We start from the raw sequence: 26286 nt of genomic DNA, 5'->3' as shown, positions 1-26286 counted from the left end.
TTGTCAGAGCGCTTTGACCGCCTCGAGCACCTCGTCTACGTGCCCGGGTACTTTTACTCCACGCCACTCCTTGCGCAGCACGCCATCCTGGTCAATCAGGAACGTGCTGCGATCGATACCCATGTATTCTTTACCGTACAGCTTTTTGAGCTTGATAACGTCAAATAGCTGACACAGTGCTTCATCTTTGTCGGAAATCAGGTGAAACGGAAACTCAAACTTCTTCCGGAAATTCTCGTGAGCCTTGAGTCCGTCCCGTGACACCCCGAAAATCTCTGTATCCTGCTCAGCAAACGCCTTCATATTGTCCCGGAAGTCCTGTCCTTCCGTTGTGCAGCCCGGTGTATCGTCTTTCGGATAGAAATAAATAACGACATTTTTGCCGCGCAAATCGGCCAGCCGAACGGTCTGGTCGCCCGTGGCTGCCGCCTCAAAGTCTGGTACCGCTTTATTCAGTTCAACAGATGACATGACATCTCCTTTAATTCCCTTGTGTCCGTTCGTGCCCAACATTACCATAACCGTTTTATTCGGACGGAGTTTTTATGATTACGGGTAGCCTTGTCGCACTGGTCACGCCCATGCATCCAAACGGTGACATTCACTGGGAGGATCTGGATAAACTGGTGGACTTTCATCTGGAGAACGGTACAGACGGTATCGTTGCTGTGGGAACCACCGGCGAATCCGCAACGCTCGATCAGCAAGAGCACTGCCGGGTAATTGGTTACATCATCAAACGCGTGAACGGGCGTATTCCTGTCATTGCCGGCACTGGCGGTAACAGCACACGTGAAGCCATTCATCTGACAACCGAAGCGCATAAGCTTGGTGCAGACGCCTGCCTTCTGGTTGTGCCTTACTACAATAAGCCGACGCAGGAAGGTCTGTACCAGCACTTCAAGACAATCGCCGAAGCGGTGCCTGGCATGAGCCAGATGCTCTATAACGTTCCGGGTCGAACCGCTTGCGACATGCTTAACGAAACCGTGCTCCGCCTGGCCGATATTCCGAATATTGTTGCGATCAAAGACGCCACCGGCAATATTCCCCGTGGTGCAGAACTGATTAAAGCCCTTGATGGACGCCTGGCTGTGTACTCCGGTGACGATGCCACTGCGGCTGAGCTGATTCTCGCGGGCGGGCAGGGTAACGTTTCCGTTACTGCAAACGTGGCTCCCAGAGGTATGGCAGATCTGTGTGCCGCCGCTATTTCTGGCAATCGCGAAGAGACTGATCGTCTGAACGAGCTTCTTATGCCGCTGAACCGCAAGTTGTTTCTGGAGGCGAACCCCATTCCTGTCAAATGGGCGCTTCAGCGTATGGGCATGATTGGTGAAGGTATCCGGCTTCCATTGACGCCGTTCAGTGAGAAATTCCACGCTGAGCTTGAAGAAGCCATGAAAGCCTCGGGTGTGCTCTGAGTTTGCAGATATCCACCCTGAAACAGTCCCATACAGAGAGTAGGCCGATGCCGGTTCTTTCAGGAACCCGTAAGTTTTTTGCACTCCGACACATGGCAGTTGCATCCGGGCTATTACTGGCCGTTGCGACGACCGGTTGCAGCCTGGTCGATGACCGATCAGAACGTTATGTAGATGCAAAGGAAGGCGACACCCTGATTTTGCCGGAAACGGCAGACACTTCACGTTTCAATCAGGTAATGCCCATTCGTGACATAAATCCGGCGGACGCCAGCAAAATGTATACGTCTGATATCCCGAAGCCCCCGGATATGACCTCGGAAATTCTTGACGAAAACTACGTGGTTCAAGAGCTCGATGGCCGGGCCTGGTTGCTGGTAAACGACGTTCCTGGCCGCATCTGGCCGGCGGTAACGGGTTATATGAACGAACAGGGGCTCGGTGTGGCCCATGACAACCCGCAGCTGGGCTTGCTACAAAGCGATCTGGCAAATTTCAGCATGCGCGCCCGTGCGCTTCTGGAGCTCTCCAGTGCGCCTGCCGAAGCAACCAAAGCGGAGCCAAAGGCGGTATTGCAGGTTCGTATAGCCCCGGGTGTGCGTCGCAAAACCACTGAAATTCAGGTGCGTAAGCTTACGTCTGAAGAAGACAGCTCCTGGCCGGCCGAGCTTATTTCCTGGCGTGGAGTCACCGATCCTTCCCCGGAAGAACTGTCGCTGCAGAAACGCGTGCTCGCGGATCTCGGCGAATTCCTGAAAGCCCGCGAAGAAAGCAAGTCGTTTTCCCGGGCGGCATCAGGGATGGTTTCCAGGCCGCTAGTGAAGCTTGTGTCTGAGAATGACACAGCAAAAGCGATAAGTATGGATCTCGATTACGGTCGTTCCTGGGCCGAGGTTAACCGGTCACTTGTAGAGTCAGATATTGCGATCGTTGATCTCAACCGAAGTGAAGGCTGGTTTTTCGTCGATTTCCGCACCGCAGATGAGCGCGACCCCGGCTGGTTCAGCTGGTTCAGTGATAAAGAGAAAGCCCGCCACACCCATACGGTTAACCTGGTCGAGCTTGATGGCCAGGTGCAGGTAACGGCTGAAACGGCTGAAGGCTATAGCGGTGTGCAGGGCGCTGAAGACCTGCTGACACAGCTGTTCAATTACCTATACTGATTCAGAAGGGGTGCCCGCGGTGCGGGCCTCCGTTTCGGAGACATATAATGGAAAAACGCGAAGAATTATACGCAGGCAAAGCCAAATCTGTGTTTTACACTGATGATCCAGAGCGTTTTGTTCTGGTCTTCCGGGACGATACCTCAGCGTTTGATGGCGAAAAGAAAGAGCAGCTCAACCGTAAAGGCATGGTAAACAACCGCTTTAACGCATTCATTATGGAAAAGCTGGAAGCCGCTGGCGTTCCGACACACCATGAAGGCTTGCTGTCTGCTACGGAATCGCTGGTGAAAAAACTGGACATGATTCCTGTAGAGTGTGTGGTACGAAACGTGTCTGCGGGCAGCCTGTGTCGTCGCCTGGGTGTGGAAGAAGGCCTTGAGCTTAATCCGCCTACCTATGAGCTGTTTCTTAAAAACGACGCTCTGCACGACCCGATGGTGAATGAGTCTCTGGCTGTCACTTTTGGTTGGGCAAGTGAGGCCGACCTCGCCCGCATGAAAGAACTCACCTACAAAGTGAACGGCGTACTGAAAACCCTGTTTGACGACGCCGGAATGCTCTTGGTGGATTACAAACTGGAGTTTGGTCGCAGCGGCGCAGAGATTGTTCTGGGCGATGAATTCAGCCCGGACGGCTGCCGCATATGGGACAAGGAAACCCGTAAAAAGATGGACAAGGATCGCTTCCGCCAGGGGCTGGGCGACGTTATCGAAACCTACGAAGAAGTCGGCCGCCGTCTGGGCATAGACTTCGATCAGTGATTAGCGATAAATCCAAACAGATAATAACGACACAGGTGCACTATGCGTAAATTGACCCTCGCGTTAGGAAGTTCTCTTATTCTGGCGGCCCCTCTTGTGCAAGCGGACATTGTTGGCCTCGGTGCAAGCGTAAGCTATTGGGATTCTGATTTGTCCGGAGATGTGGCGTCTGGCGGAAACTCTGTTGATGTGAACGACGAGTTACGAATGGAAGACGACGGCAATGCAAACGCCAGCATCTACCTGGAGCATCCGGTACCCCTGCTGCCAAACGTGCGCCTGGCTTACACACTGGTCCAGCAAAGCGGTGATGGCTCGCTTTCCAGCAACTACGGTCCATTTCCTGCCGGTTCATCAGTGCGCTCAGACCTGGATCTTGAGCAGCTTGATCTTACCCTTTACTACGAGATTCTCGACAATTGGGTCAACCTTGACCTTGGTCTGACTGTACGAGACTTCTCAGGGGAGCTGCTGTTGCAGAGCGGCAGCGCCGCAGACAGAACCGAAGCAGATGCTGTTTTACCCCTGGGCTATGTCGCTGCCCGCTTTGACCTGCCTCTGACCGGTTTGGCCGTTGGCGCTGAAGGCAACTTCATCAGCTTTGACGGCGACTCCATGCGCGACTTCAATGTGTATGGCCAGTACAACATTTCGCTTCTGCAGTTGCGGGCAGGCTATCGCCAGCTAGCGGTAGATTACGAAGACGGCAGCGATGCTTTTGATGTAAAAATCGACGGGCCGTTCATCAGCGCGGGCGTGGCATTTTAAATAGCCGCGCCTGTATCGCGGAAATCGGGGCTTTAAACAGGAGCGAAAGACTTGAAGATTCTGGTAACGGGCACGGCCGGGTTCATAGGTGCCGAACTGGCACTCCGGCTGCTTGAGCGGGGAGACGAAGTCATCGGTGTTGACAACGTCAACGATTATTACGATGTCAGCCTCAAAGAAGCCCGTTTGGCACGCCTGACAGGTCATCCCGGGTTCACCGAGGTGCGCCAAGACATTGCAGACCGATCTGTGATGGCAGATATCTTCGCAATGCATCGCCCTGAGCGAGTCGTGCACCTTGCCGCCCAGGCGGGTGTGCGCTACTCGCTTGAAAACCCCAATGCGTATGTGGACGCCAACCTTGTTGGCTTCATGAATATTCTGGAAGGGTGCCGCCATAACAGTGTGAAGCATCTGGTGTTCGCTTCGAGCAGCTCTGTTTATGGCGCGAACGAGGCCATGCCTTTCTCTGTCCACGATAACGTAGACCATCCCCTTAGCCTGTATGCGGCCTCCAAGAAGGCCAACGAGCTAATGGCCCACTCATACGCCCATTTGTATGGTTTGCCCATCACCGGCCTGCGGTTCTTTACGGTATATGGGCCCTGGGGGCGCCCGGATATGGCACCGTTTATCTTTACCAAAAAGATTCTCGTGGGTGAGTCAATTGATGTGTTCAATCACGGCCATCACAAACGCGATTTCACCTACATCGATGATATTGTGGAAGGCGTTGTTCGCACGCTTGACCAGATTGCGCAGCCGAATAACGACTGGAGCGGGCAAGCCCCTGATCCTGGTACCAGCAAAGCCCCGTACCGGATATACAATATCGGCAGTAACAACCCCGTGGAGCTGTCTCGATTCATAGAAATTATCGAAGAGCGAACGGGTAAAAAAGCACAGAAGAACCTGCTACCCATGCAGCCAGGTGACGTAGTAGCCACCTACGCCAATGTCGATGATCTGATCAGCGACGTAGGGTATAAACCGGCTACGGGAGTGGAAGAGGGTATAGGTAATTTTGTCGACTGGTATCGTGCATTCTACGAGGTTTAACCAGAAGGCTAGCTGAGTTCTGCCAGCCTTCTAATGATAGCTGGTTAGTTTACAGGCGGAATCATAACCACGTTGGCTGGGTTCAGAGCGCCAGTTTGCATGTCATTCACGATCGCACTAAGCGGATAAGCCTCCACCTTGAAAGCTCCTGCCACATCCGGAACCTGTTTCCCCAGGGCGTCGAGTGCTGCTTCTATTCTGTGAAATTCCAGGAATAGAGGGACCGCCAGCGTGCCATCGGATTGCTTCATGGTCATCACCTCACCGGACTCCTTGTGCTTGGCAATGAACACCGGAACTTCAGAAAAGCTTTTGCCGTTAGATATGCGTTGTGCTGCAGCTCGTTGTGTCGGGTTGGCGACTAAGGCATAGCTGGCGCCGTTAGTATTTTTGCTCAGTTCCCCGCTGTACAAAACTCCCAGTTCTGCGCGTACCACTTTTAAAGCAGTTGCGCCGTCGCGTTCAAGCTCGGCTTTGGCAATATTGGCCTCTTCCGGATACAGAAAAACCGGCACAAAGTCTGCCTGCTGTTGAGCACCCACAGCCAGGGCAGCCCCCGATGCTGTTGTCACGTAGTAAACAGGCACGGCATTGAGCGCGTTGATAACAGCCTCTTTGTCTGCCGGCTGCGCATTCGCTGCCACTGCCATAAGAAAGCACAGTCCAACCAAAATGCTCTGACACATTTTCATCGTATAAAAACCCATCAATCCGCTTGGTTTCATTCCATTGTCCTCGACTGGGTTAGTGCAAAAATTCATATATAGGATTTATAGCAGTGAATGCTCACTGCCGAAAGCAGACAAGGTTGAAGTATCAATTTGTGACGACATTTTTTACAACTTATTGCATGTGTGGATAGTCTTTTCCCAAGTGACATTATGTAACGTAATGTTACGAAAGCAAAATAAAAGGTTTGGCTCACCAATTGCTGGGATATAGCAGGGCTGATCATGGATCGGTACTCAATAAAAAATCCGGGTTTTATCAAGGGGAATGAGATGAAAACCACATATTTATTAAAGGGTGTGCTGTTGTCTGCGGTCTTTGCAACCACTCAAGCTATGGCCGCTCCGGTGGAGGTAGATTTGGAGCTGGTTCTGGCCGTGGATGTGTCTGGTAGTGTCAGTACCGCTGAATATAATGGCCAGAGAAACGGCTATATTGCAGCATTTAACGATGCCGCCGTGCAGGGCGCTATATTCGATACCGATGGTGGCAACCGTTTGGGCAAGATTGCTGTGACCTATGTTGAATGGGATGGCGGTCAGGAAACGCAGATTGGCTGGACGCTGATAAGCAACGCAACTCAAGCTGTGGACTTCGCTGATGCAATCGCTGCAGCCGATCGGTCTGGGAGTGGCTTGACCGGGATAGGTTCTGCAGTTGATTTTTCAACCGGCCTGTTTAGCTTTAATGATCCGACCAACGCTGCATTTACGGGCGCCCGTCAGGTTATCGATGTGTCCGGTGATGGCGAAAGAAACACAGGAAGTGATCCTGTGACAGCTAGGAATAATGCGCTGGCTGCCGGTGTGGATGCAATCAACGGCATCGCTATTGGCAGCGAATCGCTGCGCCAATACTACGAAAACAATGTAATCGGTGGAGATGGTTCTTTTGCGTTGTTAGCAACGAACTTTGAGGATTCCTTCACTGCAGGCATCAAGAAAAAGTTGTTCTTCGAAGTCACCGGAACAACCCCGGTTCCAGAGCCCGCCACCCTTGGCCTTCTGGGTCTTGGCATGATGGGTCTGTTCCTGCGTCGCCGGAAAATGGCTGCCTGAGAGTACCTGCTTTAAATAAACCGCTGTGGCCTTTGGGCCCAGCGGTTTTTTTCGTTAAACAGTAACGTTCAGTCGATGAAAGCAGTTGGCCTGTCAGCTTTATTGACACTTTGATGTATCGGTAATCCATAATTCATACAGGTTGGCCGAAACGCTCTTCCAGCCATGCATTAATATCTGAGGACTCGTACATCCACTGCTCACTGCCATCCTCATTTCTAATTCGCAAGCAAGGCACTTTCACGTTGCCGCCACCCTGTTCCAGTTCGGCCCGGTGGGTCTCGTTGTGCTGCGCATCCCGCTTCTCGATATTCAGATTCAACCGCGCAATCTGCTTCCGCACTTTTACGCAGAAAGGACAGGTCTTGAACTGATACAGCGCCAGGTGCTCACACGCGGCGTCTACTTTTTGCTGCTCTTCGGCGCTGCGCTCCAAGGGTTTTCCACCGCCAAGCTTTTCGCTCAACAGCACAAAGGGTGTCAGGATCAGGCGTAACGTCCGGAAAAAATAACGGATAACCACTCGCATTGAATAAACCTTTAATTTGATACATGACTATTTGGTGCACGAACTTCGGTGGGCAGTATAAAGCAAAACCGGTATGTTTCGGGTAATCTGCAGCTGTAAGTCATCGCTTTATAAGGAACAGGGAATGAAGTCGATCTCCTTGTGGGATTTGCCCACACGTCTGTTTCACTGGTTGCTGGTGCTCGCAGTCACTGGGTCAATCGTCACGGTAAACCTCGGTGGCACCTGGATGTTGTGGCATGAGCGCTTCGGTCTCACCATTGTGGGGCTGATCAGCTTTCGGTTGGCGTGGGGCTTTGTTGGCTCTACCTATGCGCGTTTTTGGCAGTTTATACCGGGGCCGACTGCGATATCAGCGTACCTGAAAGGTGAATGGCAAGGTTCAGGGCACAACCCTCTGGGAGCTTTGTCTGTACTGGCCATGCTTGGCTTGGTGGGGTTTCAGGCTGTTACAGGGTTGTTTGCGACAGATGCCATAGCCTTTAACGGGCCGCTCTATCGAGCGGTATCGTCCGGCTGGAACGACACGATCACGTCCTGGCACAAGCTGACAGAGTGGTTTATCTATGGTTTGATCGGTTTGCACATTGCCAGCGTGTTCTTCTACACGCTGGTTAAAAAAGACAACCTGATCAAGCCGATGATAAGCGGGCGCAAAATCGTCAGAGAAGCCTCAGGTAAAGATCGTACCGGTGGTGGCCTGGCGGCGCTGATTATTGCTTTCGCTGTGGCAGGGTTTGCAGTGTGGGTAGCGAACGGCGGGCTCCTGCCACCCCCTCCACCGCCAGCACCCGATCTGGGCTGGTAAATGGCGGAGGAGCAGGTTCTCTTTTTATCTTTACGCGCTAAGGCTTACTCGGCGCGGAAAGCGTCGTGGCAGGCCTTGCAGGACTTGCCTACTTCACTGAACTGGGCTGCGATTGCGGCTTTATCGCCGCCGTTTGCCGCAATCTCCTGAAGCTTGCTGGAAGCCTGGGCAAAGCCAATAGCCACTTCACGAGCCTTGTCCGGCTTATCAAAAAACTCCGGCTTCAGCTTGGTATTATCGTTCTTGTCCATAGCCGTGCCCGGGCCGAAGAGGGCGCCGAGACCGGAGTTGGCTACGGACGCAATGGCATTGGCGGCAGCGAGTATCTGCTGTTCGTTGTAGGCAACATCACCGTCGATGGCCTGAGCCTTGATCTTGCCCATGTTCCATGCGGCGAACGTAAATGCGCTCTGGCGAGTGTGAATCTGATCTTCCACATCCAGTTGGGCCACAACCGGGGTGGCTACGGCAGCGCTCAATGCCAGGGCCGCAAAAAATCCTGATTTACGCATGCTCTTATTCCTCTCTCATCTATGAAAATAATTAAATCGATTATACCGTGCCAATGATTTCACAAATATGGCGGGGTTTGAATCAGCACACTGTAAAGTTCGGGTAAACCCCCGCGACTAACATCATGGTAGTACGGTTTTTGCGGAATCTGGAAAAATTGGTGGTGAAATGTTTTGGGGAACAGCGGTAGCGGGGGAATGCGGATCAACAATTCATTGTCGAAAAGTGCGCGGACATAAAAAAAGCCAGTTCTCACGATCTCCGTAAGTCACTGACTTTCTTGGCAGAATTGGTAGGACCACCCAGATTCGAACTGGGGACCTCTACCATGTCAAGGTAGCGCTCTAACCAACTGAGCTATGGTCCTGTGTTCTGCAACGGGGCGAAATATACTGATTCTCCCGTATCTGGTCAACCTCTTTTACCCGGTTTTTCTTTTTCTCAGCGAGGCCCGAAGGGCTTTGCTCAGGGCGGTCCAGCGGTTAACAATCAATGCAGCGAAGATCAACCCGCAGCCGGCGAGCTGGGTTGACGTCATGGTTTCACCAAACCATCCGGCGGCGAACAGTGACACCCAAACCGGTTCCAGTACCAGAATAACGGCACCATGGCTGTGAGTGGACAGGCTCTGGGCATAGGTTTGTACAAGAAAGCGTCCGGCAGTTCCTATGATAGCGCTGGCGAGAACCCACCATATTAGCAGCGGTGGTGGGTTGCCGAACGTTGGCTGCCAGGGCTCCGAAATGAGTGACTCAACCAGAGTCACCATCCCAACAGTCAGCAGCGCAATGGCGGTAAGGGGCAGGGCGGGAATGCGGTGTTTTTCGACGGTTTCCCCCCGGCGGTTGATGACCGTGCGCTGATTGGCGGCCCGGGTGTTGAGTGTGAAATACAGCGCAAAGATTGAAGCGGCCACCACGAAGAACATCTGCCCCGCCTCGGGCTGGAAGCCGTTGCGAAGGGAGAGGAGCGCCAGTCCTGCTACGGCAACAGGAATGGCCAGCCAGGTGCTTGCCGGCTGAGCCTCCTTGAACGCGAGGCGCGCAATGATGGGAACAATCACCACACCCAGGCTGGTAATAAAGGCCCCTTCACCCATGCTGGAGGCATGGAACAGACCCATTACCCAGAAACTCATGGCAATGCCGAATACCAGCCCGACCCCCACGCCGCGTTTGATCTGATCGCGGCTCAGTCGTGATAGTGGTCGCCAGGCAAAAACCGCAAGAAAACCGCCCGCGATCAAAAAGCGTACGGCCATAAACAACAGCGGTGGCATTAGCAATATGGCTTCTTTGGAAAAGACCCAGCTCACAGCTGCAAGCAGAGTGACCGTTACAAGAAGAAGGTCGGATTTTTGAGCGTCAGACATGGTGTGGGAAAGTCACCAGAGTTGGGGAAAGTGGTGTATCCCGACAATGTATAGTTTGCGAAGTAAAAAGGAAAGAAGGCTCGTCCGTGAGCCCGCTGGAATCCCTGATATCAGTGGCTGTTAATTGTTAAGTGTCGAGTATACAAGTGAAGACATATCGGTCTGGTCTGAGCCAGGCACCTCAATATAGCGGTCTTTTGAGCCCCAGAGCTTCCACCAGGGGCGTTTGCTGTAACTTCTGCTGGCAAAGTCTACCTGCAGGCTGTTCAGGGTTGTGTTGTTCACGACTGGAACCGAGATATTACCGGTTTCCGAACCAAGAACACCGCCATGGGTGACACCCTCGTTCATCAATATCGGATAATGGTTGTAGTAGAAGCCGGCAGGAGCACTCTGGCTGGTTACCTTGCCGGCAAGGCTGAGGTTACTGGTGCACGAATCGATACCCTGCGCAGAGGTCGCGCCACAGGATGAATGCGCAGGTACAACGCCGTCATCCTTGCCTGCGATGAAGGGCTTGGTGATGCCCGCGTAGGGTGAACCACCAGCAACGAAGCGGAGCCTTGGAACAGAGTTGGGGCTCAGCGCAAGATTTCGCGCTGTATTGGTTTGCAGATCATTCACTACACCCAGTTTGCCCGGCTCAGGCTCTATGCCTGTGAACGCCTGCACCGCCGCACGAAGTGGCCAGTTATACCAGGTCGGGTTGTACGCAAGGCTCAGCGCCAGGTTGGCCAGATCGGTGCCGCCGCCCGCACCGGCATAGTCTATGGATGCGAGAATTTTCAGCGGGGGCAAGCCCTCGTTCTGTAGCCAACGCGCCTGATTTTCCAAAAGATACCGGGTGACCAGATCGCCGGTTGAGTGTGAGACAACGATGCAGTAGTTATTGCACAGTCCCTGCTGGCTTATCTCGCGCATCTGCGCATAGGCCTGTTGCGCTATCGACCCTTCTATTCGGCCGTCGCTTGGCCAGTCAATACGTGCTTCTGAGCGGGATAACCAGAATGTCTGCCAGTAATCCTCTCCGGCGTCTCTGATCGCCTGCAGATTGGCAGGTGGTGTATCAAGGTCTTCCATCTGAAAGCCGTGAACCAGAATCACATTGTGTCCGGCAAGCTGCGCCTGGGCGGTCCCGGCCATCATCGTGCTGGCGAGCGCCGTCGCCAGTGCAATTTTACAGGCAGTGCGGGTCTTTCTTGTTGTCATGATTGCTCCGTTTTGCTTGGTTTTTGTTTTGGCATCTCTTGTGGCACATCAGAACTTGTCAGCCAGCTGTTTCAGCAGAGCTGCACGCTGTTCCGATTCGGGATTTACCGCCGGAGTGTCATTGAGATCATCAAGATCCGGCGGCTCAAAGCTGTAACCGTCATCCGGGCCGAACGCATAGTGGGTGCGGTCGCCGGGCTTGGCAGGCAGTTGCCTTATCTGCAAGTTGCGCAGCTGGAATTTTCCATTGAATGATTGGTTGGCCAGCACCGTGCCGTGAGCTTTCAGGGAGATAGTGTCTGAGGTGCGGTCGAGCCGTTTCTCCGCCTGAAGCTGAGCGACAGGTTGCTGACCGTTGTAGAGCTGGGCAGACAAAGCATAAAAACCGGAAGCCTGTGGTGAAAAGGTAACGGGAATGACCAGGTTGTTGTTACTTAAATAGGTATCATCCAGCCCTTCAAAGTCGCCCAGATAGGGCTCAATGGTAAGGCTGGAGGCATGCCGCACAGGCTTTCCGTCAACGGTTGCTTCTACAATGAGACGGTATTCTCCAGGCTCCTCATCAGTGCTCAGACTGCCCTGGTAGTAGCCTGTCTGGGCTTCCTGCTCAAGCGTCGCGCTCCTGACCGAATCCCGGGATTCAGGGCGCTCAAGGCTCGCCTGCAGCGAATAACCCATGATTTGAGGCCCTTGCAGTGAGGCAACCACAAGGAGGTCCTCACCCCGGGTAAAACGGAACTTGTCGAGAGTGACCGTAAACTGGCCGCCGTTTTCCAGAGGCAGAGTCACAGGCTCGTAACGGTTGCCCTGATAGCCCTCCGCCTGAGCTTCGGTCAAAGGTACAGACCAGGGGGGGTAGCGGACAGACTGGGCATACTGGTCTGCTACTTTGGCCAGCATAAACCCGACCGGATTGTCTGAAGGCGGCTTTTGCTGCAAGCCGGCAGTAGTCTGAGAGGCTCCTTGCCCGGGGCCGGGCGTAGCCGTTTTCTGCTGGCGTCCATCCTCCTGGGCTAGTGTCTCCCAACTAAAACCGAAGCGGTTGTCTTCCGATAAAAGGTAGCCAGTGCCGGCCACAATGGCGGTTGCCGCTAAAACGACCACGAGCGCCTTTTGGGGCATTCGTCTATCCCTTTTTCTTGTTGTGTTGTCTGACAAATAGTCTGTCTATTGGTCAGCTCCGGCTAAAATATAGTCAAGAACTGCGGCGACGTGGATAATTTATGTGACCCGCCTCACAAACGCATTCAAAACCATCCGGAATCCTTTATCGCCTCGAAGCCGAACCGGAGATTTACCTCGTCCCCCACAAGTGCCGGGTCCAGTCCATAAGTCATGCCCCAGTCGCTGCGTTTCAAGGTGGTTTCAGCGCTGATGCCCAGGGTGTATTCTTCATGGCCAAACGGGTACTCAGCTGCCTTGTTCAGTGTAACGTCGAGCTCTACCGGTCTGGTTGTCCCGAGCATGTTCAGATCCCCGACGACGACCCCCGTTGATTCCCCCGTCGTTTCAAAGCTGGTTACGGTAAACGTAATGTCCGGGTACTTGCTGCTGTTCAGAAAATCTTTGTTGGTAAGATGGTCATCGCGCTTCTCATGATTGGTGAACACACTGTTGCTTTTGAATGCCAGCTTTCCGGAAATCAGTTCCCGGGTTTCTTCGTCGTACACAAATTCGCCTTCAACCTTCCGGAACATTCCCATCACCGGGGCGTAGCCAATGTGCATGATTTCGAAAACCATCGAGAAATGCTCATCATCCACTTCAAATTTGGCAGGCGCGGCATTGGCCACGTTCGCTAAAGGTGCCAGGACGATGCAGGCTACAAAAGCCGGTTTAAGAAAGAATGATTCAGACTGTTTCATGATGAAATCTCCTTTGATAAAGCCAGTACACGTCTGTCATAAACGACCAGAAAAGTAACAACAGGGCGGTTGCCAGCGTCAGGCCGACGAACACGGGTGGGGCCGGCGGCAGTATCGCAACCATCAAGGTAACGATTTGCCACACACAGATGGTTTTGCGCCGAAAACTGTCGGGCAGTGGATTGTTCAGCCAATCCAGCAGCGAAGCGGCGGCGACAAACAGGTAGCGCATCAGCCCCAGGGCGAGAACCCAGGCGCCAGCTTTACCGCTCACGATAACGGCGATACATAGTCCCAGAATAAGCAGCGCATCCATTTCCATATCGAAGCGGGCGCCGAACTCACTCCCGGAGTTGGTTGCCCTGGCAAGCTTGCCATCAACGCCGTCGAGGATCAGGGCAAGAAGAGCGCCAATAGCATATAGCCAGAGCCCAGAGTCAGGTGTGCTCGTGGGGATGAACGGAGCCGCAGCCACCAGCACTATGATCAGGCTGCTCCGGAAGAGCGTGGCGCGATTTGCCCAACCAAAATCCGCGTCGCGGGGCCAGCGTGTGAACACCGCAGCGCAAACAAAGCTGTACAGCAGGGTTGCGAAGATAATCATGAGCCAGGAAGATGAATACAGCCCCACAGCGACCACCATCCACAATGCTGTAAGCGCAGCTCCCCAGAGCAGGTCAGCCCAGGGCGGTATTATGAAAGGTTTCAGCGGCCTTTCAGAATCCATAATATAACTCCAGCGTATAGGCTTCGATGCATCACCTTCAGGCACCAATCGGTATCCGGCGAATGATTATGACTATAGTGTTCGGAACACGTTATTGCATACGACAGGAAGCCCGTTTCAGAGACTATCCGCATCAATCTATCAACAGTATTGACACAGGGAATGCAGGATGAGTTCCGACTTTAGTTGTCCATCAGAAAAAAACCTGTCCCGGGCTTTCTGGATAACCGGGCCCTGCGAAGGTCGTGTCCTCGAATCGCCTGTGGTTTCTGGCCTGCCGGATAGCAACGAACCCCGGGTAGTTGTACAAACACTCTGGTCGGGTGTCAGCAGGGGCACCGAATCTCTGGTGTTTAATGGACGGGTTCCGGAAAGTGAATTCGAGCGCATGCGAGCACCTTTTCAGGACGGTGGGTTTCCGTGGCCGGTAAAATACGGGTACGCCAATGTCGGAGTTGTGGTTGAAGGGCCGGACGGGCTTGTTGGTAAAACGGTGTTTTGTCTTTTCCCCCATCAGGCATGTTATTCAGTTCCGGCCAGTGCGGTGACACCAGTTCCCGCTGGCGTTCCGCCGGAACGGGCCATTCTTGCAGCGAACATGGAAACCGCCATCAATGGTCTCTGGGATGCCATGCCAGCGGTGGGTGATCGCATAGCCGTGGTTGGCCTTGGTGTTGTGGGTCTTCTTGTCAGTTGGCTGGCCAGCCGGATTCCCGGTACACGAGTGACCGCTATTGATACTAATCCCGCCAGGGCTGCGGTTGCAGAGGCGTTGGGGCTTGCGTTCGCAACGAGTTCTTCGGCGGATGATCACGATCTGATTATTCACGCCAGCGGCCATGAATCCGGCCTCAAAACCGCGTTGACACTGGCCGGGCAAGACGCCAGGGTGCTGGAAATGAGCTGGTATGGTGACAAACCGGTTTCCATTCCGCTTGGAGCCGCATTCCATGCCCGCAGGCTCACGCTGCAGTCCAGCCAGGTTGGTCAGATCTCTCCGGCACGTCAGCCCCGATGGACCTATCGCAAGCGTCTGGAACTGGCACTTGAATTGTTGCAACACGATGTTCTGGACCAACTGATTACCGGCGAAACGGTTTTTGACCAGATGCCAGAAACCATGAGCCGGATTCTTGCAATCGGCAGTGATACGCTCTGCCACCGCATAAAATACTGAGGAGCTCGTTATGTTCGGCCTTACAGTCCGTGATCACATGATGATCGCGCATAGCTTTAACGGTGAAATTTTCGGCCCGGCACAAAAAACACACGGTGCTACTTACGTGGTTGATGTCACGTTCGAGCGCCACCAACTGGATAGCGACGACCTGGTTATTGATATTGGCCTGGCCTCAGAGGTTCTCAAGCAAGTGCTGAGTGAATTCAACATGAAAAATCTTGACGATATCGAGGATTTCAGAGGCCGCAACACCACCACGGAGTTCATGGCAAAGAAAGTATTTGACCGGATGGCTACCGCCATTCATGCCGGCAGGCTGGGCGAAACGGCGAAGAGCGTGTGCGCTTTGAAGGTAACTCTGGCCGAGTCACACATCGCCTGGGCCAGTTACCATGCCGGAATCTGACACGGCCCTGCTTTTTATCGTGCCTGGGGATCCGGATCAGAACACAGGTGGTTATCGTTATGTAAGGAAACTGGTCGAAGCCCTGAACCAGGCCGGCACAGCGGCTGAGGTAACCGGATTGCCGGGCAGGTTCCCCAAGCCTGATGCAATTGCAACACACGCCATGGACAGCCTGCTCTCGCGGCTTGCGGACGGATCCCGGGTAATCCTCGACGGGCTTGCCATGAGCGCAATGCCCGATGTTCTGCAAAAGCATGCTGAGCGCTTGCGTCTGACCGCACTTGTTCATCACCCTCTGGCAGATGAAACCGGGCTGAGCCAGCACGAGCAGGGCTGGTTTTATGAGCGCGAAAAAATGGCCCTGCAAACTGTTCGCGACGTTTTTACGACCAGCGCGTTCACGGCCACCAGGCTTGCAGATTACGGTGTTTCTACCGGGCGCATCCAGACAGCCGAGCCTGGAGTGGAAAGCCCGGCTGGCAGCGGGTCGCCGAATGCCAATAAAACCAGCGCAATTCAGGCTCCGCACATTCTCTGCGTTGCGCACCTTTCACCGCGTAAGGCGCAGCATCAACTGGTGGAGGCGCTTGCCGGTTTAAAAGATCTGCAATGGCATTGCACCCTGGCAGGTTCATGCGACCGAGATCCCGCTTACGCGAGCAGAGTGCGGCAACAGATTAATGATTCAGGCCTGGACAACCGGGTTGATCTGGCAGGTGAGGTAGACGGGCATAAACTCGCCAGCTTGTACCGGCAAGCGGATATGTTTGTGTTGCCGTCGCTGTATGAGGGCTATGGCATGGTGATTGACGAAGCCATAGCAGCAGGCCTGCCGGTTATTTCATCGGATGGCGGCGCCTTGAAACAGACCGGAGACAGGCCGGGCGTGATGTTATATCGGGCAGGGGATACGAAAGCACTGCAAGCGAGCCTGAGAGCATGGCTTGGTGATTCAGTCGCCCTGGAACATGCCCGTGCAGTTGCTGAGGGCGAGTCCGGCAACACAAGAACCTGGGCGCACACAGCAAGCCTGTTTCTGGAAGGGCTCCAATACTTTGATCAGAACCACCGCGAGACCTATTTTCCGGACGAATGGCTAAAGGCCCGCGAGGCGGCAGATCATCGTGCGCGCTCCGTGGATCTGACGCATCAGCTGGAGCAGTGGTTGCAAGCGACACCCGGCAGCGACGGCCCACTCAGGATCGTTGATATTGGCACCGGACGTGGGTCAAATGCAGCCTATCTGGCTTCCGCGTTGTCAGTGCCACAGGAATGGCTCCTGGTCGATCAGGACGAAGGCTTGCTTGATGAAGCAGCCAGCAGGGCGCAGCAACTGAATGTGCCGAATGAAACGCTACAGCGCCGTTTGATGCCGGAGGATTTTCACGGATTTCTGCCTCATCACACATCTTTAGTGACCGCTTCGGCGCTTATTGATCTGGTATCTGAAGTATGGCTCGCAGCGCTTGTAAAAGAGGTAGTCTCTAAGCAGGCGGCCGTTCTGGTTGTGTTGAGCTATACCGGCAGGTTCGCGCTTTCTCCGACCCACGAACAAGACGATCTGGTGCGAGAACTGGTAAACCAGCATCAGCATGGCGATAAAGGCACAGGTGCCGCGCTTGGCCCGGATGCCGCCGCTGCGCTTGCAGAAAAACTGGCCTTAGGCAGTTACGAGGTACAAATAAAAGAAACTCCGTGGCGGCTCACCGGCAAAGACGCAAAGCTGGCTGAAATGCTGATGGCAGGCTGGGTAGCTGCGGCAAAACAACGAAGCCCGGATGCCATTGCTATTCTGGATGGCTGGTTTGCCACCAGAAAGCAGCAACTGGAAGCGGGCGAGCTGGAAATTACCGTGTGCCATCAGGACGTGCTCGGGCTTCCGCCGGCCTGCGCTGCAACAAAAACACCCAAACGGCCAGCATGACGTTTCTCCGGGGCACAGGCACTCGTATCGCATTTAAATGGACGGCGACTGCTCTGGTCATCCTGGCGGTGCTTTTGTTTGTCGATGGGGAAGCACTGGTCAGTGAAATTGCGCGCATTCCCAAAGCCGCGATGATTGCCGGGGTCGTTCTGGGGGTTGTCCAGGTGTTTCTGTCGGCCTGGCGGTGGCGATACACCGCCGGGCTTCTGGGCCTGCCGATACCCTATATGCAGTCCGTGCGGGAGTACTATCTGGCAACTTTTACCAATCAGGTTTTGCCCGGCGGCGTTCTGGGTGATGTTAATCGGGCACTTCGCCATGGCGCTGATACTGACAAGCGGCTGGCAGCCGCCCACGGGGTTGCTATCGAGCGTTTGTCCGGGCAGGTCGTGTTGGCAGCTGTGGTTTTAAGCGGCCTTACATGGTTGTTTGTCACGGGCAGGATTGTTGGCGCAGACCCAGGCCCTGATTCTTCAGGCTATCTATACTGGGTGCTGGCGAGCACAAGCGCCTTCATTTTTCTGTTGTGGTATCTGGCACGCAGAAGCGATCGGGTGTGCAGATATTTTGCCACTCTGCGCGGCGATCTCACACGGGCCTTGCTCTCCTGGCCGGCCTTTCCATTGCAGGTGCTGACGTCGCTGCTGGTGGTGGCCAGCTATCTGGCTGTGTTCCTTGTGCTGGCAACCGGCGCGGGTTATCTGGCAGATCTGTCTTCAGCAGCTGTCTTGGGGGCTCTGTGCAGCCTACTCCTGTTGAGCATGGTGATACCGGTTACCGTCTCAGGCTGGGGCGTCCGTGAAGGCGCAGCCGTCGTTCTGTGGCCAATGGTGGGCTTGCCCGCAGAGCAGGGTGTGGCCCTGAGTGTGGCCTATGGCGCTCTTATATTTGTCTCCAGTTTACCGGGCGCTCTGTTCCTGTTCAGTTCGCCGGCAAGGCAACGCTGAAATCCAGATCAAACAACATGTCGGTACCCAGGTTTACGAATCGGGAAGCAGGCCTGAGCGCGTCATCAAGCAAGTCAATCTCCGGCAGGGAAAAGGCTGGCCTGCCACTGCCGATAATCATGGGTGCCACCATTACATGAAGCCGGTCGAGCAAGCCGGCCTGCAGAAAAGATGAAACGGTCATGCCCCCGCCTTCAATAAAAATCTTCCGCAGCCCGAGATCAGCAAGAACCTCGAGAATACGTTTCGGGTTTGCCGGCTCTGTTCCACTGCCCAGGCAAGGAATCTCTGTTACCGAATTCCGGCTGTAACCGGCAATTCTCCCCGGGATATAGTCGCCAGCAACCAGGCGCAATGTCGGTGCTGCTCCGTCGGTAAACAGGTGGTGGGTTTCAGGTACTCGGCGATTGCGGTCAATCACAACCCTTACCGGGTTGTCACCGCTGGCGCAGCGCACGGTAAGCTGGGGGTTGTCGGTAGCTGCCGTGCCGGCGCCGACGACAACCGCATCGGAAAGCGCTCTGATTCGGTGCAGGTGCGTAATCCCGTCACCACCGTTAATGAAGCGGGAATGGCCTGTAACCGTAGCGATCCGGCCGTCGAGACTTTGGCCGAGCTGACCGATAACGTGCCAGGCTGCAGATTCAGCAAGTGGACGGCACAAGGGTAAAAAAACACTCAGTAATGCTCGCGCTTCTTCTGTAGCCGGCTGCAGCAGGCGCCATTCTCCGTTTCTGTTCAGCTTGAGCGCCGGCTCTTCGGAGCCGGACCGCGCAAGCGTTACCCCCGAGTGGTTCTCTGCTCGCAAAATCAGATTCCAGGCAGCTTCGGTGTCCAGAGCTTGAGAAGTCATAAGTATCCTGCGTGATTGCGTTCAAACCAGTATAGGCAGATTGTGCACAAAGCTATATGTACGTTACATTTCCTGATTAACTCACTTTTCCGAACAATCTTGCAGAGGCGAATACCATGCGTTACCTGCAGACATTCAACCGCCGGCTACGGCAGATGCGCGAGGCAGGGCGCTTATCCTGTCAGGATGTCGCCGAGATCTGCGGTGTGGAAGAAGCACAGGTAATAAGCTGGGAAGCTTCGGATGCCAGGCAGCGCGCCTATCCGGATCTATCGGCGCTGCTGGATTTCTGCATAAAAACGGACACCCCGCTGGAAGATCTTCTGGACCTGACAAAACCGGGAGACGGTGGACAACTGGAATTGCCGGGGCTGGTGTTCAGCAACAGCGATGATCTTTCGGTGGCGCTGAAGGAGCTGGAGCAGGAGATAGAACGGGTTCAGCTTTCGGAGGAAGAGTCAGAGCTGCTGCGCCGGTTCCGCAAGACAACTGCAGAGAACCGGCGCATGATTTTGCAGATTCTGGGCACCTGAGCAGCAGAGCGCCCAGTTTGCTGCCCGTTACTTCTGTTTCTTGTAGATGTTTTCGTAAACGTAGTTAGTGGCTTCTACAAAGCCGTCAATGCTGCCGCAGTCAAAGCGCTGGCCTTTGAACTGATACGCCAGTACGCAGCCATTTTTTGCCTGTTCAAGCAGCGCGTCCGTAATCTGAATCTCACCGTTTTTACCCGCCGGCGTGCGTTCCAGAATGTCGAAAATATCCGGTGTCAGAATATAACGCCCGATAATCGCCAGATTGCTCGGGGCATCCTCCGGCGATGGCTTCTCAACCATGTCTGTAATGCGGTACAGGCCGTCTTTCATGGACTCACCGGCAATCACACCGTACTTGTGGGTTTCATCAGCGGGCACTTCTTCAATCGCAACAATCGAGCAGCGGAACTGGTTGTAAAGTTTGACCATTTGCGCCAGAACACCGTCTTCGCCTTCGCCTGGCCCGATACAAAAGTCATCTGCAAGTATCACTGCGAACGGGTTATCACCCATCAGATTCCGACCGCTCAAGATGGCATGGCCGAGCCCTTTCATCTCAACCTGGCGGGTAAATGCAAAGGTATTGTGGTCAATCAGCTCGCGGATCGAATCAAGCAAGCCTTCCTTGCCGGAGCCTGCAATCTGGTGTTCCAGCTCGTAGCTGATGTCGAAATGATCTTCGATAGCGCGCTTGCCTCGCCCGGTAACAAATCCGAACTCATGAATGCCGGCTTCGGATGCTTCTTCAACGCCATATTGCACCAGCGGCTTGTTAACGATGGGCAGAATCTCCTTCGGCATCGCTTTGGTAGCCGGCAGAAAGCGGGTGCCGTAACCGGCAACTGGGAAGAGGCACTTTTTGATCATCTCGTTCATCCTTTGGTGGGATTCGTAGCGTTTCCATAATTTAGTGGGAGTTTACCAAGTTATTTGTCTGAAAGGAGAGGGTGCGTGGGATTCATCAGGTTTTGTAATTGCAGTGTCAGACTGCCGAGTTTGTATGGTTTGCCCGTTATACCTCATATCTAACATAAAAATGTCGTCATAACCGACTGTTTTTCAATACATTAAAATTGTAATTTTTGGCAATTGCTACTGGATTCTGCCAGTGCGTTTTTTTACAGTGGTGATCTGTTTTAAAAGCACCGTAATTCAGATTTTATACTTCAATGAGGCTTTTTTGTGGGACGCAAACTGCTGGCCGCCCTGATTATTGGTATTTGCGCCGGCCCGGTGTCAGCAAACAATGCAAGAACGCCTGCAGATTCCCCTCTGTGGGATCTTTATCCTGCAGATCTTCTGCAGTCAGTCACCCGGTACGTTGCTTCCCATATGGAGTTTTCCGGTGACTCCAGCCAGACCAACGACAAGGCGGATGGCCGTATAAACCTGACGAGCAGTAATCTGATCTGGTCTCAGCATGTCCTCGGGCTTGATTTCAGTGATTCCGTTGCCCGGGAGGGCAGTGCCGAATCCACAACACTTGCGCTGCGATACGCTTTTCCTCTCGCGGGGAACAATTTCCGGATTGATCTGGAGAACCGGGATTATGCCGGCGCGGTGAGTGGCTCCGGGCAGCGTTATGACACCCGAGGGGAACGCCGTAACCTGAAGGTGACGGGTAATCGTTCGCTTTGGTCGTGGCAGGGCATTGAAGTCGACAGCGTTTTTTCGCATTCAAGCGGCAGTAGCAGTGCGTTTGAAGATGCTGTTTGGGTAGAGAGTTCCACCCATCGGCTCTCAAGCTTTGGCCTGCAGGGCTCGGCTTCACGGAAGCTGTTCGGTGGGTTTTACGCAACAACCTCCTTGACCGCCGTAGGCGGTCTTGATTCGGAAGAAACCGTGAGCGCATCCGGCCGCAGCAGTGATGCGGATGGCTTTCACCGGTTAGCCGTAGCGGCATCTCTCAGCAGAGAAGTGCTGAGCTGGAATCTCGGGCTTAACGGGCGCTATCAGTTTGCCCCTGAAGATCTGCCATCCTCGGAATACCTTCGTATTGCAGGTCCGGGCCTGATGCGGGGCTTTAATGGCCAGTCGGTGCGCGTGGCCGAAGGTGGCTGGCTGCGGATGAACGCACGCAGCCCGGGTTATCACTGGCCTTTTGTCTCCGAGCTCAATTCAACCATTACATTTTCCCTGCTGCAGGGCTGGGCACCTTACACGGCAACTCAGTCGGACCGGTTTGGCAGCACCAGTACCGGTGAGATTTCTCTGCAGCTCTACTCCAGAGATTTTCGGGCCGACCTGAGTGTTGGCCAAATGCTCAATGCTTCCAATGAAGCCTTGCTGATGCCCACCAGCCCCGATCTTTCCTTTTCGGTTACTGTCGGTATCTGACCACTTATCCTTCTGCCATTTCTCCCCTTTTCGACTCCTCGTTACTAAGATGTCACTTGAGGCCTGCCGTACAGCGGGTGTTACATTTGCAGGCTTGTTTACAAGGAGTTTCGCGATGACTGGATCACGGCTGCCCGTGTTTTTCACGCTGATTACTGTGATTACGCTTTCCGGTTACGCCCAGGCGTTCGGGTTCAACGATGTTGCTGAAAAAGCCAAAACACTGGCCGGTGAGGCCTATCAGAAACCCGCTCAGGCTCCCGATTTTCTCCGAAACCTCGGTTACACGGAATATCAGGCAATCCGCTTCAAGCCCGAACAGAGCCTCTGGCGTTCAGGAGGATCACGTTTTCAGGTGATGATGATTCCTCAGGGCAGCTTTTATTCCAACGCGGTCAGGCTGAATGTGATTGATAGTGCAGGCGTGCGCCCGATCGGGTTTGATAAAGCTCTTTTTGATTATCCAGACCCGGAACTTGCGAAGCGCATTCCTGCCGATCTTGGCTATGCCGGATTTAAATTAACCTATCCCTTATCCGGAAAGGGCGTATCCGGAAAGGGCGTATCCGGAAAGGGCGCACAAAACCAGTTTCTGGTGTTCGGTGGAGCGAGTTACTTTCGTGGTGTGGGCGCTAACCAGAACTTCGGGCTCTCCGGCCGGGGAATAGCGGTGGACACAGGCTTGCCATCCGGCGAGGAGTTTCCGGCCTTTACCGAATTCTGGATGGAGCACCCGAAGGCAGAAAGCGATGTAATGGTGGTTTATGGTCTGTTAAACGGCCCAAGCCTTACCGGAGCCTACCGCTTTGAAATCCACCCGGGCAAAAGCACGCGAATGGACGTTACAGCTCAACTGTTTACCCGGGACGACATCGAACAGTTGGGCCAGGCGCCGCTTACTTCCATGTTTTACTACGGTGAAAATACGCTTCGCCCGCGTGGGGAGTGGCGGCCTCAGGTTCATGACTCGGACGGCCTGTTGATCAACGACGGCAAGACCGGTGAGTGGCTATGGCGGCCGCTCGTGAATCCTGCCGGGCTTCAGATGAGCTATCACCATGTACAAGGCCTTGATGGCTTTGGCCTGATTCAGCGTGATCGGGAGTTTGATGATTTTGAGGACAACGAAGCCCGCTACGACCGCCGGCCGAGTATGTGGGTAAAGCCTTCGGGTAAGAATGATGACGGCTGGGGTGAAGGCGAGGTGGTGCTGGTTGAAATCCCGTCAGGCGCGGAGTCCAACGATAATATTGTGGCCTTCTTCAAGCCGGGCCAGGCGGTGAAAGCCGGAGAAAGCCGCCGGCTGACCTATTCTGTGATATTTGGTGAGCCGGAAATCACCGGGCAACCGAATGGCCGTGCTGTGCGTACATTTGTTGGCAGCGGAAATGCAAACAAAGATTCGGCTGCGGCTCTGCGGCTGATTGTTGATTTCAAGGGCGGTGAGCTCGCCGGATTGCGCCCGGATGCGACGATTGTCAGCGACGTCAGCGGCGGAGAGGGCGTAGAGGTGATCGAACACTTTGTGGAATATGTCGAAAGCAAAGATGTATGGCGCCTGTCGATTCTCGCAAAGCCGCCGAAAGATCAGCCGCTTACCTTGCGGGGTTTTCTGAACAAGGATAGCAAGCCCGTTACGGAAACATGGACGTATCTCCTCGGGCCTTCAACGGACCTTCGCGGAAATCTCTAGATAGGCCGAGAAAGGCAGGGAGACAAACATGGAAGATATTTCCTTCCAGCATGTATTCAGCCGCGTTTACAATTATTTGTGTGAGGCCGGCGTCGAAATGACCAGCCAGCGGTGCCGGCAGATGCTGCAGCTCATTGACGATGCCATGGCGGAGGTCGGTGAGGACGAGGGCGGCCACCGGCTCCTGAAAAATGCTATGGATCGGCTGCCTGACTACTTCTCTATCCCCGAAGCAAAGATTCCCACTGCAGCGCCGCCTTTGTGCCGGGGAAGCATTGGATACCGCGGGCGTGGGTAGCATGTCAAAGGAGAACCCTGCCAAGCACCCCTGGCGAATCGTTGCGAACGTTCGTCGCGCACTATTGATGCTCTTCGTATTTGGCCAGACTGCCATAGCATCGTATTACCTGCTGTGGGTGTTGCCTTACCACGGAGGCACACTTCTGGAAATCGGCATGCTGGTGCTTTTCGCCATTCTCTATGCCTGGATTGCCGTCGGGTTCTGGACGGCGGTATTCGGTTTTGTAATCCGGCTGATGGGTGGTGACCGCCACTCGATACTCAAACGTCACACAGAAACCGAACTGCTGGCGACACCCCTGGCAAAAACAGCCGTGTTGTTGCCCATTTACCATGAGCCGGTGCACTGGACTCTCAGTGGTTTGAAAGCTGTGTATCGTGATATTGAACGTACCGGCCAGATCGAACACTTCGAGTTCTACATACTCTCCGACAGCCGAGACCCTGATGTCTGGCTTGAAGAGCAGGTGGCATGGAACAACCTGGCCAGGGAACTGGGTGGAGAAGGGCGGATCTTCTATCGCCGGCGCCCGGTGAACCTGAACTACAAAAGCGGCAACGTTGCCGATTTTCTCCGGCGCTGGGGCAAAAGCTGCAAATATATGGTGGTGCTGGATGCGGACAGCCTGATGAAGGGCAGCACCATTGTGCGAATGGTTCGCCTCATGGAACGTGAGCCCGGCGTAGGTATCCTGCAGACCAATCCCAATATCATCAACGGCCAGTCACTGTTTGCCCGGATTCAGCAATTTGCGAACCGGTTTTACTCCACCCTGTTTGCCAATGGGCTGGCAGCCATCCAGATGGGTGATGCTGCATTCTGGGGCCACAACGCCATTCTTCGAATCGAACCTTTCATGAAGCATTGCGGGCTGCGCAAACTGCCGGGTATCGGAATCTTCGGCGGCCCGATCATGAGCCACGACTTTGTCGAGGCGGCGTACATGGGGCGTGCCGGCTACGAAGTGTGGCTGGAGCCCGGATTGGGCGGCAGCTATGAAGAATCGCCGCCAACTCTGGCCGATGAGCTTGCCAGGGACAGCCGTTGGGCCAAAGGTAACCTTCAGCACCTGTGGATTATGCTGCGGGAGCCTGGCCTCCGCTTCGCCCATCGTATGGCGTTTCTCAATGGCATCATGGCTTATGTGGCCTCGCCGCTGTGGCTGGGATTCCTCATTCTTACCACGATTGCCGCCGCTGATATGACACTGTCGCCAATTGACTATTTTCCCGAAGGCTATCAGGGCTTGTTCCCGCTCTGGCCTGAATGGCGGCCGGAGTGGGCCCTGGGCCTGGCGATGAGCACACTGGCGCTGCTGTTCCTGCCGAAGTTCCTCGCCATTCTGGACGCGGTGATCCATCGGTTCACCAAAGAGTTCGGCGGCTTTTTTCGCCTGTTCTGCAGCGTAATGCTGGAGATTATTATTTCAGTGTTACTGGCGCCGGTACGCATGTGGGCACACAGCCGCTACGTTGTTTCGGCCTTACTGAACGTTTCGCTGCAGTGGGCGGGGCAGAACCGCACTGAGGAAACCGGCTGGAAGGAAGCCTTTATAACCCAGCTGCCCGGCATGGTGTTGGGTGGAGGCTGGTCTGCATTTGCCTGGAGCCTCGACACCATGTTTTTCCTGTGGTCGCTTCCCGTTGCCTTGCCGTTGATTCTGGCGGCGCCGACTGCCGTGTATCTCAGCCGCAATTCGTTCGGTCAGGCCCTGAAAAAGCGCCGCTTGCTGCTCATACCGGAAGAGAGCATCAGCATGCCGTTGCTCGAAGATGCCGTTCGGTACCGCGCCCATGAGCCCGGGATCTCCAACCTGACACCGCTGGAGCAGGCCGTTCTCCGGCATGATCACAATCGCCTGCACCAGGCGCTTGCCTGGGATCACCGGCTCGGTTCGCGCAAAGCGGAGCTGGAGTCTTGCGTGGCGCGCTGTCTTGAGCAGGGCCCGGGTGCGTTGTCACGTTCCGAAATGAGCCAGATTGCCAGAGATCGTCAATCACTGAAGACATTACATGAAGGAGCGTGGCGCGCGCCGCCCGGAAGCTTCTGGGGCCGGTGTATCGGGCAACTAAGCGCTCAGGCCAAAGATACCTGAAAGCCTCAGAACGAGGGGCGGAGTGGATA

General features: G+C 54.5%; 27 protein-coding genes and 1 tRNA gene. 16 read left to right on the top strand and 12 right to left on the bottom strand.

What is annotated here, in order from left to right:
• Positions 1-3: 3 nt before the first annotated feature.
• Entirely contained in the window at positions 4-471 is a 468-nt protein-coding gene (locus tag ACN0RL_RS14770; protein WP_417518116.1) for a peroxiredoxin, read from the bottom strand.
• A 74-nt stretch (positions 472-545) separates the two neighbouring features.
• Between ACN0RL_RS14770 and dapA the strand changes: the two genes are divergently transcribed.
• From dapA to ACN0RL_RS14745, 5 genes are read left to right on the top strand one after another with little or no spacing between them, the layout of a single operon-like run.
• On the top strand, positions 546-1424 hold the full coding sequence (gene dapA / locus ACN0RL_RS14765; RefSeq protein ID WP_417518114.1) for a 4-hydroxy-tetrahydrodipicolinate synthase: 879 nt from the start codon (positions 546-548) through the stop codon (positions 1422-1424).
• A 47-nt stretch (positions 1425-1471) separates the two neighbouring features.
• Positions 1472-2587, top strand: a complete 1116-nt coding sequence (gene bamC, locus ACN0RL_RS14760) for an outer membrane protein assembly factor BamC (protein ID WP_417518112.1) — start codon at positions 1472-1474, stop codon at positions 2585-2587.
• A gap of 47 nt (positions 2588-2634) precedes the next feature.
• Positions 2635-3351 (top strand): phosphoribosylaminoimidazolesuccinocarboxamide synthase, encoded by a 717-nt coding sequence (gene purC, locus ACN0RL_RS14755; protein WP_417518110.1) that lies wholly within the window; start codon positions 2635-2637, stop codon positions 3349-3351.
• Between the two features lie 42 nt (positions 3352-3393).
• Entirely contained in the window at positions 3394-4119 is a 726-nt protein-coding gene (locus ACN0RL_RS14750) for a TIGR04219 family outer membrane beta-barrel protein (protein WP_417518108.1), read from the top strand.
• A 51-nt stretch (positions 4120-4170) separates the two neighbouring features.
• Positions 4171-5178: an NAD-dependent epimerase gene (locus ACN0RL_RS14745; protein ID WP_417518106.1), complete on the top strand. Its 1008-nt coding sequence runs from the start codon at positions 4171-4173 to the stop codon at positions 5176-5178.
• Between the two features lie 44 nt (positions 5179-5222).
• On the opposite strand, the gene ACN0RL_RS14740 is transcribed toward ACN0RL_RS14745, so the two are convergent.
• Positions 5223-5903, bottom strand: coding sequence for a Tic22 family protein (locus ACN0RL_RS14740; RefSeq protein WP_417518104.1), 681 nt, complete (start codon positions 5901-5903; stop codon positions 5223-5225).
• 276 nt (positions 5904-6179) lie between these two features.
• On the opposite strand from ACN0RL_RS14740, the gene ACN0RL_RS14735 reads away from it, so the two are divergent.
• A complete protein-coding gene (locus ACN0RL_RS14735; protein ID WP_417518102.1) occupies positions 6180-6965 on the top strand; it encodes a DUF1194 domain-containing protein in 786 nt (261 codons plus the stop codon).
• 133 nt (positions 6966-7098) lie between these two features.
• Here the strand turns inward: ACN0RL_RS14735 and ACN0RL_RS14730 are convergent, their stop codons facing one another.
• The gene (locus tag ACN0RL_RS14730) at positions 7099-7494 is read right to left on the bottom strand and encodes a glutaredoxin family protein (protein ID WP_417518100.1); all 396 of its coding nucleotides are present in this window, start codon (positions 7492-7494) and stop codon (positions 7099-7101) included.
• 124 nt (positions 7495-7618) lie between these two features.
• On the opposite strand from ACN0RL_RS14730, the gene ACN0RL_RS14725 reads away from it, so the two are divergent.
• Positions 7619-8302 (top strand): cytochrome b/b6 domain-containing protein, encoded by a 684-nt coding sequence (locus ACN0RL_RS14725; protein WP_417518098.1) that lies wholly within the window; start codon positions 7619-7621, stop codon positions 8300-8302.
• A 44-nt stretch (positions 8303-8346) separates the two neighbouring features.
• Here ACN0RL_RS14725 and ACN0RL_RS14720 read toward each other — a convergent pair whose 3' ends face one another.
• The 7 genes from ACN0RL_RS14720 to ACN0RL_RS14690 form a co-directional block, all read right to left on the bottom strand.
• Positions 8347-8814 carry a c-type cytochrome gene (locus ACN0RL_RS14720; RefSeq protein ID WP_417518096.1) on the bottom strand — a complete coding sequence of 156 codons (468 nt, stop codon included), beginning with the start codon at positions 8812-8814 and terminating at the stop codon, positions 8347-8349.
• Between the two features lie 291 nt (positions 8815-9105).
• Positions 9106-9182: transfer RNA gene (locus tag ACN0RL_RS14715), tRNA-Val, on the bottom strand.
• A 54-nt stretch (positions 9183-9236) separates the two neighbouring features.
• Positions 9237-10187: a DMT family transporter gene (locus ACN0RL_RS14710; RefSeq protein ID WP_417518094.1), complete on the bottom strand. Its 951-nt coding sequence runs from the start codon at positions 10185-10187 to the stop codon at positions 9237-9239.
• A 120-nt stretch (positions 10188-10307) separates the two neighbouring features.
• Entirely contained in the window at positions 10308-11396 is a 1089-nt protein-coding gene (locus tag ACN0RL_RS14705) for a hypothetical protein (protein ID WP_417518092.1), read from the bottom strand.
• Between the two features lie 48 nt (positions 11397-11444).
• Positions 11445-12518, bottom strand: coding sequence for a hypothetical protein (locus tag ACN0RL_RS14700; RefSeq protein ID WP_417518090.1), 1074 nt, complete (start codon positions 12516-12518; stop codon positions 11445-11447).
• 125 nt (positions 12519-12643) lie between these two features.
• A complete protein-coding gene (locus ACN0RL_RS14695; RefSeq protein ID WP_417518088.1) occupies positions 12644-13261 on the bottom strand; it encodes a YceI family protein in 618 nt (205 codons plus the stop codon).
• On the bottom strand, positions 13248-13988 hold the full coding sequence (locus ACN0RL_RS14690; protein WP_417518086.1) for a CDP-alcohol phosphatidyltransferase family protein: 741 nt from the start codon (positions 13986-13988) through the stop codon (positions 13248-13250). Before ACN0RL_RS14690 ends, ACN0RL_RS14695 begins: the two co-directional genes overlap by 14 nt.
• Before the next feature lie 169 nt (positions 13989-14157).
• On the opposite strand from ACN0RL_RS14690, the gene ACN0RL_RS14685 reads away from it, so the two are divergent.
• Genes ACN0RL_RS14685 through ACN0RL_RS14670 form a run of 4 tightly spaced genes read left to right on the top strand, consistent with a single transcriptional unit; the run spans position 14158 to position 18445 of the window.
• A complete protein-coding gene (locus tag ACN0RL_RS14685; RefSeq protein WP_417518084.1) occupies positions 14158-15165 on the top strand; it encodes a zinc-dependent alcohol dehydrogenase in 1008 nt (335 codons plus the stop codon).
• Between the two features lie 10 nt (positions 15166-15175).
• Positions 15176-15574 (top strand): 6-pyruvoyl trahydropterin synthase family protein, encoded by a 399-nt coding sequence (locus tag ACN0RL_RS14680; RefSeq protein ID WP_417518082.1) that lies wholly within the window; start codon positions 15176-15178, stop codon positions 15572-15574.
• On the top strand, positions 15561-17498 hold the full coding sequence (locus tag ACN0RL_RS14675) for a glycosyltransferase (RefSeq protein WP_417518080.1): 1938 nt from the start codon (positions 15561-15563) through the stop codon (positions 17496-17498). Before ACN0RL_RS14680 ends, ACN0RL_RS14675 begins: the two co-directional genes overlap by 14 nt.
• Positions 17429-18445 (top strand): lysylphosphatidylglycerol synthase transmembrane domain-containing protein, encoded by a 1017-nt coding sequence (locus ACN0RL_RS14670; protein WP_417518078.1) that lies wholly within the window; start codon positions 17429-17431, stop codon positions 18443-18445. Before ACN0RL_RS14675 ends, ACN0RL_RS14670 begins: the two co-directional genes overlap by 70 nt.
• Here ACN0RL_RS14670 and ACN0RL_RS14665 read toward each other — a convergent pair.
• Positions 18420-19298 carry a RibD family protein gene (locus ACN0RL_RS14665; RefSeq protein ID WP_417518076.1) on the bottom strand — a complete coding sequence of 293 codons (879 nt, stop codon included), beginning with the start codon at positions 19296-19298 and terminating at the stop codon, positions 18420-18422. The genes ACN0RL_RS14670 and ACN0RL_RS14665 overlap by 26 nt on opposite strands.
• A gap of 116 nt (positions 19299-19414) precedes the next feature.
• Between ACN0RL_RS14665 and ACN0RL_RS14660 the strand changes: the two genes are divergently transcribed.
• Positions 19415-19831, top strand: coding sequence for an XRE family transcriptional regulator (locus ACN0RL_RS14660; RefSeq protein WP_417518074.1), 417 nt, complete (start codon positions 19415-19417; stop codon positions 19829-19831).
• Positions 19832-19858: 27 nt separating this feature from the next.
• Here ACN0RL_RS14660 and galU read toward each other — a convergent pair whose 3' ends face one another.
• Positions 19859-20698 carry a UTP--glucose-1-phosphate uridylyltransferase GalU gene (galU, locus tag ACN0RL_RS14655; RefSeq protein ID WP_417518072.1) on the bottom strand — a complete coding sequence of 280 codons (840 nt, stop codon included), beginning with the start codon at positions 20696-20698 and terminating at the stop codon, positions 19859-19861.
• Between the two features lie 315 nt (positions 20699-21013).
• Between galU and ACN0RL_RS14650 the strand changes: the two genes are divergently transcribed.
• The 4 genes from ACN0RL_RS14650 to mdoH all read left to right on the top strand — a co-directional run bounded on the left by ACN0RL_RS14650 (position 21014) and on the right by mdoH (position 26257).
• Positions 21014-22168 (top strand): ShlB/FhaC/HecB family hemolysin secretion/activation protein, encoded by a 1155-nt coding sequence (locus tag ACN0RL_RS14650; RefSeq protein WP_417518070.1) that lies wholly within the window; start codon positions 21014-21016, stop codon positions 22166-22168.
• Between the two features lie 115 nt (positions 22169-22283).
• Entirely contained in the window at positions 22284-23861 is a 1578-nt protein-coding gene (locus ACN0RL_RS14645) for a glucan biosynthesis protein G (protein ID WP_417518068.1), read from the top strand.
• 28 nt (positions 23862-23889) lie between these two features.
• A complete protein-coding gene (locus ACN0RL_RS14640) occupies positions 23890-24159 on the top strand; it encodes a hypothetical protein (RefSeq protein ID WP_417518066.1) in 270 nt (89 codons plus the stop codon).
• Between the two features lies 1 nt (position 24160).
• Positions 24161-26257 carry a glucans biosynthesis glucosyltransferase MdoH gene (gene mdoH, locus ACN0RL_RS14635; protein WP_417518064.1) on the top strand — a complete coding sequence of 699 codons (2097 nt, stop codon included), beginning with the start codon at positions 24161-24163 and terminating at the stop codon, positions 26255-26257.
• Positions 26258-26286: the final 29 nt, after the last annotated feature.

The organism is Marinobacter sp. (genome assembly GCF_048259445.1).
Taxonomy (GTDB): Bacteria; Pseudomonadota; Gammaproteobacteria; order Pseudomonadales; family Oleiphilaceae; genus Marinobacter.
Note: the sequence above shows the minus strand (reverse complement) of the source record. Positions and strands in the feature narration are given on the sequence as shown.

Bases quoted from the DNA above. Each gene is read 5' to 3' on its own strand.
- ACN0RL_RS14685 (WP_417518084.1), top strand. From the start codon at position 14,158: ATGAGTTCCGACTTTAGTTGTCCATCAGAAAAAAACCTGTCCCGGGCT.
- ACN0RL_RS14665 (WP_417518076.1), bottom strand. From the start codon at position 19,298: ATGACTTCTCAAGCTCTGGACACCGAAGCTGCCTGGAATCTGATTTTG.
- ACN0RL_RS14640 (WP_417518066.1), top strand. From the start codon at position 23,890: ATGGAAGATATTTCCTTCCAGCATGTATTCAGCCGCGTTTACAATTAT.
- ACN0RL_RS14675 (WP_417518080.1), top strand. From the start codon at position 15,561: ATGCCGGAATCTGACACGGCCCTGCTTTTTATCGTGCCTGGGGATCCG.
- ACN0RL_RS14680 (WP_417518082.1), top strand. From the start codon at position 15,176: ATGTTCGGCCTTACAGTCCGTGATCACATGATGATCGCGCATAGCTTT.
- ACN0RL_RS14645 (WP_417518068.1), top strand. From the start codon at position 22,284: ATGACTGGATCACGGCTGCCCGTGTTTTTCACGCTGATTACTGTGATT.
- purC (WP_417518110.1), top strand. From the start codon at position 2,635: ATGGAAAAACGCGAAGAATTATACGCAGGCAAAGCCAAATCTGTGTTT.
- ACN0RL_RS14690 (WP_417518086.1), bottom strand. From the start codon at position 13,988: ATGGATTCTGAAAGGCCGCTGAAACCTTTCATAATACCGCCCTGGGCT.
- bamC (WP_417518112.1), top strand. From the start codon at position 1,472: ATGCCGGTTCTTTCAGGAACCCGTAAGTTTTTTGCACTCCGACACATG.
- dapA (WP_417518114.1), top strand. From the start codon at position 546: ATGATTACGGGTAGCCTTGTCGCACTGGTCACGCCCATGCATCCAAAC.
- ACN0RL_RS14740 (WP_417518104.1), bottom strand. From the start codon at position 5,903: ATGAAACCAAGCGGATTGATGGGTTTTTATACGATGAAAATGTGTCAG.
- ACN0RL_RS14720 (WP_417518096.1), bottom strand. From the start codon at position 8,814: ATGCGTAAATCAGGATTTTTTGCGGCCCTGGCATTGAGCGCTGCCGTA.
- ACN0RL_RS14695 (WP_417518088.1), bottom strand. From the start codon at position 13,261: ATGAAACAGTCTGAATCATTCTTTCTTAAACCGGCTTTTGTAGCCTGC.
- ACN0RL_RS14770 (WP_417518116.1), bottom strand. From the start codon at position 471: ATGTCATCTGTTGAACTGAATAAAGCGGTACCAGACTTTGAGGCGGCA.
- ACN0RL_RS14660 (WP_417518074.1), top strand. From the start codon at position 19,415: ATGCGTTACCTGCAGACATTCAACCGCCGGCTACGGCAGATGCGCGAG.
- ACN0RL_RS14705 (WP_417518092.1), bottom strand. From the start codon at position 11,396: ATGACAACAAGAAAGACCCGCACTGCCTGTAAAATTGCACTGGCGACG.
- ACN0RL_RS14730 (WP_417518100.1), bottom strand. From the start codon at position 7,494: ATGCGAGTGGTTATCCGTTATTTTTTCCGGACGTTACGCCTGATCCTG.
- mdoH (WP_417518064.1), top strand. From the start codon at position 24,161: ATGTCAAAGGAGAACCCTGCCAAGCACCCCTGGCGAATCGTTGCGAAC.
- galU (WP_417518072.1), bottom strand. From the start codon at position 20,698: ATGATCAAAAAGTGCCTCTTCCCAGTTGCCGGTTACGGCACCCGCTTT.
- ACN0RL_RS14735 (WP_417518102.1), top strand. From the start codon at position 6,180: ATGAAAACCACATATTTATTAAAGGGTGTGCTGTTGTCTGCGGTCTTT.
- ACN0RL_RS14750 (WP_417518108.1), top strand. From the start codon at position 3,394: ATGCGTAAATTGACCCTCGCGTTAGGAAGTTCTCTTATTCTGGCGGCC.
- ACN0RL_RS14725 (WP_417518098.1), top strand. From the start codon at position 7,619: ATGAAGTCGATCTCCTTGTGGGATTTGCCCACACGTCTGTTTCACTGG.
- ACN0RL_RS14700 (WP_417518090.1), bottom strand. From the start codon at position 12,518: ATGCCCCAAAAGGCGCTCGTGGTCGTTTTAGCGGCAACCGCCATTGTG.
- ACN0RL_RS14710 (WP_417518094.1), bottom strand. From the start codon at position 10,187: ATGTCTGACGCTCAAAAATCCGACCTTCTTCTTGTAACGGTCACTCTG.